The sequence below is a fragment of the Microbacterium sp. ACRRU genome (assembly GCF_022346945.1).
Taxonomy (GTDB): domain Bacteria; phylum Actinomycetota; class Actinomycetes; order Actinomycetales; family Microbacteriaceae; genus Microbacterium; species Microbacterium mcarthurae.
The window spans coordinates 1-12,505 of record NZ_JAKRNI010000004.1 but is presented as its reverse complement, the minus strand read 5'-3'; the positions used below and the strand labels follow the sequence as shown (position 1 = coordinate 12,505).

The following is a 12,505-nucleotide window of genomic DNA, read 5'->3' as shown; positions in this document are numbered from 1 at the left end:
ATCGACAATGACCGACACCGGAACCTCCCGCGTCAAGCGCGGACTCGCCGAGATGCTCAAGGGCGGCGTCATCATGGACGTCGTCACGGCAGAGCAAGCCCGTATCGCCGAGGACGCCGGCGCCGTCGCCGTCATGGCGCTCGAGCGCGTGCCCGCCGACATCCGCGCCCAGGGCGGCGTGGCGCGCATGAGCGACCCCGACCTGATCGACGACATCGTGGCATCCGTCTCGATCCCGGTGATGGCGAAGGCGCGCATCGGACACTTCGTCGAGGCGCAGATCCTGCAGGAGCTCGGCGTCGACTACATCGACGAGTCCGAGGTCCTCTCGCCGGCCGACTACGTCAACCACATCGACAAGTGGAACTTCACCGTGCCGTTCGTGTGCGGCGCCACCAACCTCGGCGAGGCCCTGCGCCGCATCACCGAGGGTGCGGCCATGATCCGCTCGAAGGGCGAAGCCGGCACCGGCGACGTCTCCGAGGCGACCAAGCACATCCGCACGATCACCGGCGAGATTAACGCGCTGCGCGCCAAGACGAAGGACGAACTCTACGTCGCCGCCAAGGAGCTGCAGGCACCGTACGAGCTGGTCGCCGAGATCGCCGAGACCGGGAAGCTCCCCGTGGTGCTCTTCACGGCCGGGGGAGTGGCCACCCCCGCCGACGCCGCCATGATGATGCAGCTCGGCGCGGACGGCGTCTTCGTCGGCTCGGGCATCTTCAAGTCGGGCAACCCGGCGCAGCGCGCGGCGGCGATCGTGAAGGCCACCACCTTCCACGACGACCCCAAGATCGTCGCCGAGGCCTCGCGCGGTCTCGGCGAGGCGATGGTCGGCATCAACGTCGCCGACCTGCCCGCACCGCACCGCCTGGCCGAGCGTGGCTGGTAACAGCCCCCGCGTCGGCGTCCTCGCCCTTCAGGGCGACGTCCGCGAGCACCTTCACGTGCTCGCTGACCTGGGCGCCGACGCTCGGCCCGTGCGGCGGGCGTCAGAACTCGCCGAGGTCGACGGACTCGTCCTCCCCGGGGGCGAGTCGAGCGTGATCGACAAGCTCTCCCGCGCCTTCGACCTGCGCGACCCGATCCGCGCGGCGATCGCCGACGGCATGCCCGTGCTCGGCACGTGCGCGGGTCTCATCCTGCTGGCCGACCGCCTCGACGGCGCCATCGAGGGTCAGCTGACCTTCGGCGGCCTCGACGTGCGTGTCCGGCGCAATGCCTTCGGCTCCCAGACGCAGTCGTTCGAGACCGACCTCGACGTCCCCGCCCTCGGCGATCCGCCGGTCCACGCCGTCTTCATCCGTGCGCCCGTGGTGACCGAGGTGGGACCGGATGCCACCCCGCTCGCGAGCCTGCCCGATGGACGGGTCGTCGCCGTCGAGCAGAACAACCTGCTCGGGCTGTCGTTCCACCCCGAATCCACCGGCGAGACGCGCTTCCACGCTCGGTTCCTCCACCGGGTCCGCAATCACGTCGGGGTCTCGGCGCCCTCGTTCTAGACTGGAACCCATGTCCGGACACTCCAAATGGGCCACGACCAAGCACAAGAAGGCGGTCGTCGACGCCCGCCGCGCCAAGTCGTGGGCCAAGCTCATCAAGAACATCGAGGTCGCCGCCAAGCTCGGCGGGCCGGACCTCCAGGGCAACCCGACGCTCTTCGACGCGGTGCTCAAGGCCAAGAAGACCTCGGTCCCCAAAGACAACATCGACCGCGCCATCAAGCGCGGCGCCGGCATCGGCGGCGAGGCCGTCGAGTACTCCTCGATCATGTACGAGGGCTACGGCCCCAACGGTGTCGCGTTCCTCATCGAGTGTCTGACCGACAACAAGAACCGCGCCGCCGCCGAGGTCCGTACGGCGCTCAGCCGCAACGGCGGCACCCTCGCCGACCCGGGGAGCGTTGCGTACAACTTCAGCCGCAAGGGCGTCATCGTCGTCCCCTCCGAGGGAACGACCGAGGATGACGTCATGCTCGCGGTCCTAGAAGCCGGCGCCGAAGAGGTCGAACCGCACGGCGAGGGCTTCGGCGTCATCACCGAGGCGAGCGACCTCGTGACCGTCCGCTCTGCGCTGCAGGAGGCCGGCATCGAATACGACTCCGCCGACGTGGAGTTCGTGCCCTCGCTCAAAGTCGAGGTCGACGCCGACACCGCGCGCAAGGTGTTCCGCCTCATCGACGCGCTGGAAGACAGCGACGACGTGCAGAACGTCTACACGAACTTCGACCTGACCCCCGAGGTGCAGGCCGAGCTCGAGAACGACGAGTAGGGCGCGCCCTGCTCGACTCCACGACCCCCGCGCGTAGCGTGGGGGTCGTGTCTCGTTCGCTGCGTGTCCTCGGTATCGACCCGGGCCTGACGCGCTGCGGCATCGGCGTCGTCGACGTGTCACCCGACCGCACGGCGTCGCTCGTGCACGTCGGGGTCGTGCGCTCCGCCGTTTCCGATCCGATCGAGAAGCGGCTCGCCACGATCGCGGCCGGCATCCGCAGCGTGCTCGCCGCGCACGGTCCGCACGTCGTCGCCGTGGAGCGGGTCTTCGCCCAGAACAACCGGCACTCGGTCATGGGAACCGCGCAGGCGAGCGGCATCGCGTTGCTGCTGGCGGCGGAGCACGGCATCCCGGCCGCCACTCACACCCCCAGCGAGGTCAAGGCCGCCATCACCGGATACGGCTCGGCGGACAAGCTGCAGGTGCAGACGATGGTGGCACGCGTGCTGCGCCTCGACGCACTTCCGCAGCCGGCGGACGCGGCCGACGCCCTGGCCCTCGCGCTGTGCCATGCCTGGCGCGGGGGAGCAGCGGCACCCGCAACCGGTGGCGCCCTGACCCCGGCGCAGAAGGCCTGGCGGGATGCCGAGAAGCGGCAGGTGCCCCCCGCGGCGCGTGTCGCTCGAACAAAGGTCCGAACCGGCGCGTAGGCTCGACGCATGATCTCTTCGCTGCAGGGTGCGGCCGCGCACGTCGGCGACGACACGCTCGTCGTGGTCGTCGGCGGAGTCGGGCTCTCCGTGGCCGTGACGCCGCAGGTGGCCCGCACGACCCATGTCGGCGACCCGGTGCACCTGCACACGCACCTGGTCGTTCGGGAGGACGCACTGTCGCTCTTCGGCTTCGAGACCCGCGAAGAGCTCACCGTGTTCACGCAGCTGATCGGTGTGACCGGCGTGGGCCCGAAGTCCGCGATGGGCGTGCTGTCGTCCCTGACCGTCCCGCAGATCGCACAGGCGGTGACCGACGACGACGACGCACCGTTCAAGCGCGTGTCGGGAATCGGCCCCAAGACCGCGAAGCTCATCGTCGTGCAGCTGGCGGGCAAGCTGGCCGTCGCGCCCGCACAGGCGCCGGCCGCGGTGGCCCCGCACGGGCAGGTCCCCGTCCAGGTGACGCAGGCGCTGGTCGGACTCGGCTGGAGCGAACGCGTGGCCGCCGAGGCCGTGGCATCCGTCGCGGAGAACGCCGCCGAGGCCGACCGCGCCTCGGTCCAGGCGTTGCTCCGACTGACGCTCGCGCTCCTCGGCCCCGCGCGCAAGGAGCCCGTCGGTGGCTGACGTCGTGCGCGACGCGGGCACACCCGACGACGAGACCGAGCTCGCGATCGAAGGCGCCCTGCGGCCGACGTCGCTGAGCGAGTTCGTCGGTCAGCAGAAGGTGCGCGGACAGCTGCAGCTTCTGCTCGACGCCGCCCGCATCCAGCAACGCTCGCCCGACCACATCCTGCTGTCCGGCCCTCCCGGTCTGGGAAAGACGACGCTCGCGATGATCGTGGCGCACGAGAGCGGGCGTCCGTTGCGCCTCTCGAGCGGACCGGCGATCCAGCACGCCGGCGACCTCGCCGCACTGCTGTCGTCGCTGACGCCGGGCGAAGTCCTCTTCATCGACGAGATCCACCGCATGGCCCGCTCGGCCGAAGAGATGCTGTACCTCGCGATGGAGGATTTCCGTATCGACATCATGGTGGGGAAGGGCGCGGGGGCCACGAGCATCCCCCTCGACCTCGCGCCGTTCACCCTCGTGGGCGCCACCACGCGCGCAGGCCTCCTCCCCAACCCTCTGCGCGACCGCTTCGGTTTCACCGCGCATCTGGAGTACTACGAGCCGGAAGAGCTCGAGCGCGTCGTCTCGCGCTCGGCATCCATGCTCGACGTGGGGCTCCCCGGCACCGCTCGATCCGAGATCGCCCGCCGCTCGCGCGGCACCCCTCGCATCGCCAACCGGTTGCTGCGGCGTGTGCGCGACTACCTCGTCGTCCACGGTCCCTCGACGGGCGCGGAGGCCGGCGACGCCGACGTGCGCACCGTCGACGCGGCGCTCGACCTTTACGACGTGGATGCCATCGGCCTCGACCGCCTCGACCGGGCAGTGCTCGACGCGCTCGTGCGCCGCTTCCGCGGAGGTCCCGTGGGGCTCAGCACGCTCGCCGTCGCGGTGGGGGAGGAACCCGAGACCATCGAGTCCGTGGTGGAGCCCTACCTCGTGCGCATCGGGTTCATGGGACGCACACCGCGAGGTCGAGTCGCCACACCCGAGGCGTATGACCACCTCGGCGCTCCTCACCCGGACGGACTGCTCCGGTTCAGTCAAGGGGGATGACCTATACTCGGCGAGGGATTCCCCGACCCCTCCAGGCAGTGCCGCACGGCGCGCCTGAATCGAAAGGTGCACCGCCTCCATGGATTTCGCGAACTTCTTCGCCAACTACGGCCTGATCATCCTGCTGATCGGCCTGCTGGTCTTCATGTTCTGGAGCTCGCGTCGCCGCATGCAGAAGCAGAAGCTCGAACTGGAAGAGAAGGCGCGGCAGACCGTTCCCGGCGCCGAGGTGCTGCTGCAGGGCGGCCTGTACGGCACGGTCGTCGAGTACGACGGGGAAGACCTCGACAAGCCCGCCCAGGTCGAGATCGCCCCCGGTGTGGTCATCAAGGTCCACAGCCAGGCCGTGCTCCGCGTCGTCAACCCCGCTCAGGGCTACGTCACCGAAGACGAGTTCATCGAGGCGGAAGAGACCGAGGCCGAGTACATCGCCGGTGTCGCCGACGGTGACATCACCTCGATCAGCGACGACCACCGCGCCGCCCGCCCGGCCGAGGCCGACCGCGACGACAAGGACCGTCCGCAGGTCTGACGCCCGCTTTCGCTTTTTCCGTTCACCGCCGCACAGAAAGCCGACCACGTGGCGCCCTCGACTCCCGTCCGCCACGCGTGGCGCGTGCTGACCGGCCTGCTCGCCATCACCGGCGTGCTGTTCGGCATCAACGCGCTGGGCGTGTACACCTTCCAGGCCAGTTCCTGGACCCCCGACCTGGCGCTCGACCTCCAGGGCGGCACGCAGATCATCCTGTCGGCGCAGACCGTCGACGGCAGCGATCCCGACGCCGAACAGCTCGAGCAGGCGGTGGCGATCATCCGCCAGCGTGTCGACGCGTCGGGCGTCGGCGAGGCCGACGTGGCGACCGAGGGTGGGCGCAACATCGTCGTGCAGATCCCCGGCCAGGCCGATGAGGCGACGCGTCAGCGCATCCAGAGCTCGGCGCAGCTCCAGCTGCGGCCCGTGCTGTTCGCCGGGTCTCCCGCCACGTCGTTCGTCGGCGAGGACGGCAACTCCACGCCGTACCCGACGCCCGACCCGAGCCTGCCGGCGACACCCACCGCGTCGCCGACGAACGCGAGCGACCCGGCCTACATCACGCCCGCGCTCCAGGCGCAGTTCCTCGCCTACGACTGCGCCAACCCGCCGACCGACCCCGCGCAGGCTCCGGCCGATCAGCCGATGATCACCTGCGGCGTGGACGACGGGCAGAAGTACATCCTGGGCCCGGTCGAGCTCGACGGCACCGACATCACGGATGCCACGAACGGCCAGGAGCAGAACACGGGCCGCTGGGCGGTCAACCTGGCCTTCAACGACCAGGGCACGCAGACGTTCGGCGAGATCAGCCAGCGTCTCTACGGCGCACAGCCCCCGCTGAACCAGTTCGCGTTCGTGCTCGACGGGTCGGTCCTCTCGGCCCCGTCCATGAACGGCATCATCCTGGACGGCCGGCCCAGCATCACGGGCAACTTCACGCAGGAGTCGTCGAAGGCCCTCGCCGATCAGCTGAAGTACGGCGCGCTGCCGCTGAGCTTCGAGGTGGTCAGCTCCGACACCGTCTCGGCCACTCTCGGATCGCAGCAGCTGCAGGTCGGCTTCCTCGCGGGCCTCATCGGTCTCGGACTCGTCGCCGTCTACTCGCTCGTGGTCTACCGCGCGCTGGGGACGGTGATCATCGCCTCGCTCGGCGTGATGGCGGTCCTCACTTACGTGACGCTCTGCATCCTCGCCTGGCGCATGGGCTTCCGCCTGTCGCTGGCCGGTGTCGCGGGCCTCATCGTGACCATCGGGTTCACCGCGGACTCGTTCATCGTCTACTTCGAACGCATCCGTGACGAGCTGCGCGACGGCAAGTCGATCACCGCTGCGGTCGAAGACGGCTGGGCGCGCGCCAAGCGCACGATCTACATCTCGAAGTCGATCAATATCCTCGCCGCCGTCGTGCTCTACATCCTCGCGGATGCCACGGTGAAGGGCTTCGCGTTCACGCTGGGCCTCACGACCGCGATCGACATCCTGATCTTCATCCTCTTCACCCACCCGGTTATGCAGCTGCTGGCACGGACGCGGTTCTTCGGCTCGGGCCATCCGCTGTCGGGCATGGACCCCGCCGCTCTCGGCGCCGTGTATCGCGGTCGCGCCCAGTTCCGCGCCCCCGCGGCGGCGGTCTCGGGCCGGGCCTCGCGGTCCCGCGCCGAGGCGCAGCGCCGTCAGACGATCGCCGAGCGCAAGCGCGCTGAGCTGGCCGCCGCGCAGAGCAGTAGCCGCCCCACGAAGGAGGGAGACGACTGATGCGCTCCATGACGCAGCTCGGCAACGACCTCTACTCGGGGAAGACGTCCTTCCCGTTCGTCCAGCGTCGTCGCCTGTGGTTCATCATCGCCGCGGTCCTGGTGATCGGTGCGGCCCTGGTCCCGCTCCTCCGCCCGATCCAGTTCTCGATCGAGTTCACGGGTGGATCGCAGTTCACCGTCTCCAACCCCGCGTCGTTCGACCAGGCGATCGCCACCGAAGCCGTGGCATCCGTGGTTCCGGATGCCGCGACCCGCGTGACCACCATCAGCGATCAGGCCGTGCGGGTGCAGACCGACCAGCTGAACGATGAGCAGACGCAGGACGTCTCCGCCGCCCTGGCCGAGGGGTACGGGGTCCCGACGTCGGAGATCACGAACTCGTTCATCGGACCCACATGGGGCGCCGACGTCACTCGCCAGTCGCTGTGGGGCCTGGCGATCTTCCTGGCACTGACGTTCGTCATCCTGGCGGTGTACTTCCGCACGTGGAAGATGTCGGTCGCCGCGATCATCGGCCTGGTCGACGTGCTGGTCATCACGATCGGCGTGTACGCGATCTTCGGTTTCGAGATCTCGCCCGCCGCCGTCATCGGATTCCTGACGATCCTGTCGTACTCGCTGTACGACACCACGGTCGTCTTCGACAAGGTGCGCGAGAACACGAGGGACGACGGGGAGATCTCCGGTCGGACCTTCGCGGAGTCGGTCAACCTCGCGGCGAACCAGACACTCATCCGCTCGATCAACACCACGGTCGTCGCAATCCTGCCGGTGGGCGCGATCCTCTTCATCGGGGTTCCGCTCGGCGCCCGGACGCTCAGCGACATCTCGCTGTCGATCTTCGTCGGCACGATCGTCGCCGCGTACTCGACGCTGTTCGTCGCCGTCCCGCTCTACGCGCTGCTGCGCGAGCGCGAGCCGTCGATGAAGGAACGGGACGCCCGCGTGCTCGCCGCGCGCGAGAAGGCCGGTGTCCCCGCCTGACGGCGGGCACCGGCCTCGCCCGGCGTAGGATGGGAAGACTGACCGCCGCACACGGGGGAGGGGATCTGTGACCGAGACCGCGTCCTCCGCGCCGCCGCCGTCCTCCCTTCGTCGGCTGGTTCCGCGGATCTTCTCCCGCGCAGCTCGACGCGACGACGTCGACAAGCTGCTGCGCACCGTCCGCACCCACCATCCCAAGGGCGACCTCGGCATCATCGAACGCGCGTACGCGGTCGCCGACAAGGCGCACAACGGGCAGAAGCGTCAGAGCGGCGAGCCGTACATCACCCACCCGCTCGCCGTCGCGCAGATCCTCGCCGAACTGGGCCTCGGGCCCAAAGCCATCGCGGCAGCTCTGCTGCACGACACCGTCGAAGACACGGGCTACCCGCTCGACGAACTCGCCGCCGATTTCGGCGACGAGGTCGCGATGCTCGTCGACGGCGTCACGAAGCTCGACAAGGTCAAGTACGGCGAGAGCGCACAGGCCGAGACCGTCCGCAAGATGATCGTGGCGATGTCGCGAGACATCCGCGTTCTGCTGATCAAGCTCGCCGATCGGCTGCACAACGCGCGCACGTGGGGCTTCGTCCCGCCGCACAAGGCCGCCAAGAAGGCCACCGAGACCCTCGAGATCTACGCCCCGCTGGCGCACCGTCTCGGCATCCAGGCGATCAAGAGCGAACTCGAGGATCTCTCCTTCGCCGTTCTGCATCCCAAGCTCTACGCCGAGATCGAGAGCCTCGTGCGACAGCGCACCCCGCAGCGCGAGCAGTACGTTCAGACCGTCATCGACGCGATCGACGCGGACCTGCGCGAGCTGCGCGTCCGCGGACGCGTCATGGGCCGGCCGAAGCAGCTGTACTCGGTGTACCAGAAGATGGTCGTGCGCGGCCGTGAGTTCGACGACATCTATGACCTCATCGGCATCCGGATCCTCGTCGGCACGGTGCGGGACTGCTACGCCGTCCTCGGCGCCATCCACGCGCGGTGGACGCCGCTGCCGGGCCGGTTCAAGGACTACATCGCCACGCCGAAGTTCAACCTCTACCAGTCGCTGCACACCACCGTGATCGGCCCGAGCGGTCGGACGGTCGAGATCCAGATCCGCACGCACGAGATGCACCAGCAGGCGGAGTTCGGTGTCGCCGCGCACTGGAAGTACAAAGAGCGCATGGCCGGCGGCAAAACGGATGCCAAGGCCGCCGACACGGACATGGCGTGGATCGCCCGCATCTCCGACTGGCAGGCCGAGACGGCCGACCCGGGGGAGTTCCTGGACTCCCTCCGCTTCGAGATCGGGGCGAAAGAGGTCTACGTCTTCACCCCCAAGGGGCGGGTCATCGGGCTGCCCAAGGGCGCGACACCGGTCGACTTCGCGTACGCCGTGCACACCGAGATCGGTCACCGCACGATGGGCGCGAAGGTCAACGGGCGCCTCGTGCCGCTTGAGACCGAACTGCAGTCGGGCGACGTCGTCGAGGTGTTCACGTCGAAGAACCCCGACGCCGGTCCCAGCCAGGACTGGCTCGGATTCGTCAAGAGCACCCGAGCCCGCAACAAGATCCGCGGGTGGTTCACCAAGGAGCGCCGCGAAGAAGCGATCGAGCAGGGCAAGGACTCCATCGCCCGCGCGATGCGTCGGCAGAACCTGCCTCTTCAGCGCCTGATGAATCAGGACTCGTTCGCCGAGGTCGCGCGCGGCTTCCACTACGAAGACGTCTCGGCGCTGTACGCCGCCGTGGGCGAAGGACACGTCTCGACGCAGTCGGTGATCGAGAAGGTCACGGCCCTCGTCAGCACAGATGACACCTCGACCGGCCCGATCGACCTTCCGCAGGTCGGCCGCAGCCGGGCCCCGCGCGGCGGCGACTCGGGTGTGCTCGTGCGCGGAGCCCCCGACATCCTGGTCAAGCTCGCCAAGTGCTGCACACCGGTGCCGGGCGACGAGATCGTCGGCTTCGTCACGCGCGGGAGCGGCGTCTCGGTGCACCGCGGCGACTGCACGAACGTGAAGTCGTTGCGCGAAGACCCCGAGCGGCTGATCGACGTCGAGTGGGCGCCGACGACGAAGAGCGTCTTCCTCGTGCAGATCCAGGTGGAGGCCCTCGACCGGTCGGGCCTGCTCAGCGACGTCACCCGCGTGCTCAGCGAGCATCACGTCAACATCCTGTCGGCCACGGTCTCGACGACCAACGACCGTCTGGCGTTGAGCAAGTTCGTGTTCGAGATGGGCGACACCGTGCACCTCGACCGCGTGCTCAACGCCGTGCGACGCATCGATGCGGTGTACGACGTGTACCGCGTCACATCGTCCTGACGCTCGACAGCAACGCGTGCGCTCGTCGAGCGTGAGGGAATCGCGGATGCCGTTGCAGCCACGCACGCGCCCCCTCGGCGAGGTCGGGCGCGGCTTCCGCCCACGCGCGCGCCGCACCCTGCTCGTCGGCTTCGCCCGAACGCGCCAGGTCGACGAGAGTGCGCTCGGGCCGTGCGACATGGACACCGGCGATCGCCATCACGTCTTCCGGGGCGATGCGCACGTCGTTGGCGAGCACGCCGGTTCGTCGCGGTGGACGTGCCCGCTCGGCGCTGGCGCGCTGGATCCGGTGCCGGAACGGTTCGACGCCCATGCCACCGTGCACCCACGCGGCGCTCGACCGGACGGCGGCCCACCGCTCACCGAGGAGCGGAGCGAGACTGCGCGCCCGCATCCAGGCCGTCTCGACGGCGTCGGCCGGCATGAACCCTTCGCCGATGGGGGTGAGCAGACCGTCGAGGCAGGCCGCGGTGAGTTCCGCCATCGACAGCCGCTCTCCGGGGAAGTACAGAAAGGGAGAGACCATCCCGCCAGTGTGGCGGGATGGTCTCTCCTTACGTGCCCGTGAGCGCCGAGCTGTGGAGAACGCTCAGCCGCCGAGGGCGCGCAGCCACGTGCGGCGCGCTTCGAGGGCTTCGGCCGCCTGAGCAGCGGCGCGCTTGTCGCCCTTGGCTTCGGCGGCGGCGAGCTCGGCCTCGAGCTTGTCGATCGCGTCGGTGAGCTGACGCGTCATGTCGTTGGCTCGCGCCTTCTGCTCGGGATCGTTGCGCTTCCAGTCGGCGTCCTCGCGGGCACGCACGCTCTGTTCGATCTTGCGCAGTTCGTCGTCGAGAGCGCGCTCCTTGTCGCGCGGGAAGATGCGACCGATCTCGTCCCACTCACGCTGGATCGCGGTGAGCTTCTGCCGCGCGGTGGCCAGATTCTTCTCGTCGACGATGGGCGCGGCATCCGCGAGGAGGGCGCGCTTCTGCTCGATCTTCTCCTTGGACGCTTCGGCGTCGGCGGTCTCGCGCTCGATGCGCGCGCCGTACAGCGCATCGCCGGCCGCCTTGAAGCGGGCCCAGAGCGCGTCGTCGACCTTGCGGCCCGCACGACCGGAGGCCTTCCACTGGTCGAGGAGGTCACGGTAGGCGGGGATGCCGTCCTCCCCGCGCGGTGCGAGGGCCTCGGCGCGCTCGACCAGGCGGGTCTTGACGTCACGGGCGGCCTTGTGGGTCTCGTCCAGGGCCGAGAAGAACTCGCGGCGGTGTCGATCGACCGTGGCCCGCGCATCGCGGAACCGGCGCCACAGCTGCTGCGCGGTCGACTTCGGCAGACGCGGACCGGTCTGCTGATGCGCCTGCCACCGGTCGAACAACGCCGACATGTCGGTCGTCATCTGCTTCCACTGCACCGACTGGGGGTCGCGGGCGGCGAGGGCCTCGGCCTGCTCGACGATCGCGGTGCGCTCGCGCACGGCATCCTCGACGGCTTCCTTGGCCGCAGCAGCCTCGGTCTCGGTGGCTTCCGCCAGTTCTGCGGTGAGCGCATCCAGACGCTCCAGCAGCGCGGCGAGATCACCGACGGCGGCCGCGCCGTCGACCTTGCCGCGCACCGTCGCGGCCGTGGAGCGGAGGTCGGACGCGGAGGCCCCACCACGACGGTGACGCACCTCCAGGAGCGTGACCTCGCCCGCCAGGTCGGCGAACTTGCGCTGATAGTAGGCGAGAGCCTCGTCGGCGGTCCCGTCGGGGTACTGCCCGACGACACGCCACTGATCGCCCTCGCGCACCGACACGGTGCCGTCCTCGTCGACGCGACCCCACGGCTCGACCGGGGCCGCGACGCGAGCGCCCGGACGGGGCCCGGGGCGGGGGCCGGGCGCGGGAACCACGGGCGCGGACGCCGCGACAGGCTCCTCATCCGCGGGGGCCTCTTCGGCGGCGGACGCCTCACCCTCGGCTGCGGGGGCCTCTTCGGCGGCGGACGCCTCACCCTCGGCTGCGGGGGCCTCTTCGGCGGCGGACTCCTCACCCTCGGCCGTCGGGGTATCGTCGGCGTCCGGCGCCACAGCCGTCAGGGCCGGGTCGGCGGAGGGGTCGGACGCAGCGGCGCTTTCGCCGACGCCGTCAGAGGGCGCCTCGACGACCGTCTCCGCGTCGTCGATGACGTCGGCGGGGGTGTCGGGGGAGTCAGGAGAAGGAACGGAAGTCACGGAGAGCACCTCATCGCGGCAGGGCCGCCTGGGGGAGAAGGACGGTCCGAGCCTAGTACGACGGATGCCGTCGTCACAGGATCAGGGGGTGGGCGAGACCGCCGGGTCGGGTTCACCGG

General features: G+C 69.6%; 12 protein-coding genes. 10 read left to right on the top strand and 2 right to left on the bottom strand.

What is annotated here, in order from left to right; translation table 11 throughout:
• The first annotated feature begins 7 nt into the window (after positions 1-7).
• The 10 genes from pdxS (at position 8) to MHY30_RS03710 (ending at position 10,192) form a co-directional block, all read left to right on the top strand.
• A complete protein-coding gene (pdxS, locus tag MHY30_RS03755) occupies positions 8-892 on the top strand; it encodes a pyridoxal 5'-phosphate synthase lyase subunit PdxS (RefSeq protein WP_228162827.1) in 885 nt (294 codons plus the stop codon).
• Positions 882-1,502: a pyridoxal 5'-phosphate synthase glutaminase subunit PdxT gene (gene pdxT, locus MHY30_RS03750; protein ID WP_239275208.1), complete on the top strand. Its 621-nt coding sequence runs from the start codon at positions 882-884 to the stop codon at positions 1,500-1,502. The genes pdxS and pdxT overlap by 11 nt, the downstream gene beginning before the upstream one ends.
• Positions 1,503-1,512: 10 nt before the next feature.
• Positions 1,513-2,271 (top strand): YebC/PmpR family DNA-binding transcriptional regulator, encoded by a 759-nt coding sequence (locus MHY30_RS03745; protein WP_239275207.1) that lies wholly within the window; start codon positions 1,513-1,515, stop codon positions 2,269-2,271.
• Between the two features lie 47 nt (positions 2,272-2,318).
• Positions 2,319-2,924: a crossover junction endodeoxyribonuclease RuvC gene (gene ruvC / locus MHY30_RS03740; RefSeq protein WP_239275206.1), complete on the top strand. Its 606-nt coding sequence runs from the start codon at positions 2,319-2,321 to the stop codon at positions 2,922-2,924.
• Between the two features lie 9 nt (positions 2,925-2,933).
• Positions 2,934-3,554 (top strand): Holliday junction branch migration protein RuvA, encoded by a 621-nt coding sequence (ruvA, locus tag MHY30_RS03735; RefSeq protein WP_239275205.1) that lies wholly within the window; start codon positions 2,934-2,936, stop codon positions 3,552-3,554.
• Positions 3,547-4,596 carry a Holliday junction branch migration DNA helicase RuvB gene (gene ruvB / locus MHY30_RS03730; RefSeq protein ID WP_239275203.1) on the top strand — a complete coding sequence of 350 codons (1,050 nt, stop codon included), beginning with the start codon at positions 3,547-3,549 and terminating at the stop codon, positions 4,594-4,596. The genes ruvA and ruvB overlap by 8 nt, the downstream gene beginning before the upstream one ends.
• 79 nt (positions 4,597-4,675) lie before the next feature.
• Positions 4,676-5,128 (top strand): preprotein translocase subunit YajC, encoded by a 453-nt coding sequence (gene yajC, locus MHY30_RS03725; protein WP_239275201.1) that lies wholly within the window; start codon positions 4,676-4,678, stop codon positions 5,126-5,128.
• 48 nt (positions 5,129-5,176) lie between these two features.
• Positions 5,177-6,886: a protein translocase subunit SecD gene (gene secD, locus MHY30_RS03720; protein ID WP_239275199.1), complete on the top strand. Its 1,710-nt coding sequence runs from the start codon at positions 5,177-5,179 to the stop codon at positions 6,884-6,886.
• Positions 6,886-7,872, top strand: a complete 987-nt coding sequence (secF, locus tag MHY30_RS03715; RefSeq protein WP_239275197.1) for a protein translocase subunit SecF — start codon at positions 6,886-6,888, stop codon at positions 7,870-7,872. Before secD ends, secF begins: the two co-directional genes overlap by 1 nt.
• A gap of 67 nt (positions 7,873-7,939) precedes the next feature.
• Positions 7,940-10,192, top strand: a complete 2,253-nt coding sequence (locus MHY30_RS03710; RefSeq protein ID WP_308192646.1) for a bifunctional (p)ppGpp synthetase/guanosine-3',5'-bis(diphosphate) 3'-pyrophosphohydrolase — start codon at positions 7,940-7,942, stop codon at positions 10,190-10,192.
• Here MHY30_RS03710 and MHY30_RS03705 read toward each other — a convergent pair.
• Together MHY30_RS03705 and MHY30_RS03700 are read right to left on the bottom strand one after the other, a co-directional pair.
• Positions 10,179-10,718 (bottom strand): hypothetical protein, encoded by a 540-nt coding sequence (locus MHY30_RS03705; RefSeq protein ID WP_239275195.1) that lies wholly within the window; start codon positions 10,716-10,718, stop codon positions 10,179-10,181. The two genes, MHY30_RS03710 and MHY30_RS03705, sit on opposite strands and share 14 nt — an antisense overlap.
• A gap of 63 nt (positions 10,719-10,781) precedes the next feature.
• Complete coding sequence (locus tag MHY30_RS03700) at positions 10,782-12,386, bottom strand: DUF349 domain-containing protein (protein ID WP_308192645.1); 1,605 nt, start codon at positions 12,384-12,386, stop codon at positions 10,782-10,784.
• Positions 12,387-12,505 lie beyond the last annotated feature (119 nt).

Bases quoted from the DNA above. Each gene is read 5' to 3' on its own strand.
- secF (WP_239275197.1), top strand. From the start codon at position 6,886: ATGCGCTCCATGACGCAGCTCGGCAACGACCTCTACTCGGGGAAGACG.
- ruvA (WP_239275205.1), top strand. From the start codon at position 2,934: ATGATCTCTTCGCTGCAGGGTGCGGCCGCGCACGTCGGCGACGACACG.
- MHY30_RS03745 (WP_239275207.1), top strand. From the start codon at position 1,513: ATGTCCGGACACTCCAAATGGGCCACGACCAAGCACAAGAAGGCGGTC.
- yajC (WP_239275201.1), top strand. From the start codon at position 4,676: ATGGATTTCGCGAACTTCTTCGCCAACTACGGCCTGATCATCCTGCTG.
- MHY30_RS03705 (WP_239275195.1), bottom strand. From the start codon at position 10,718: ATGGTCTCTCCCTTTCTGTACTTCCCCGGAGAGCGGCTGTCGATGGCG.
- pdxS (WP_228162827.1), top strand. From the start codon at position 8: ATGACCGACACCGGAACCTCCCGCGTCAAGCGCGGACTCGCCGAGATG.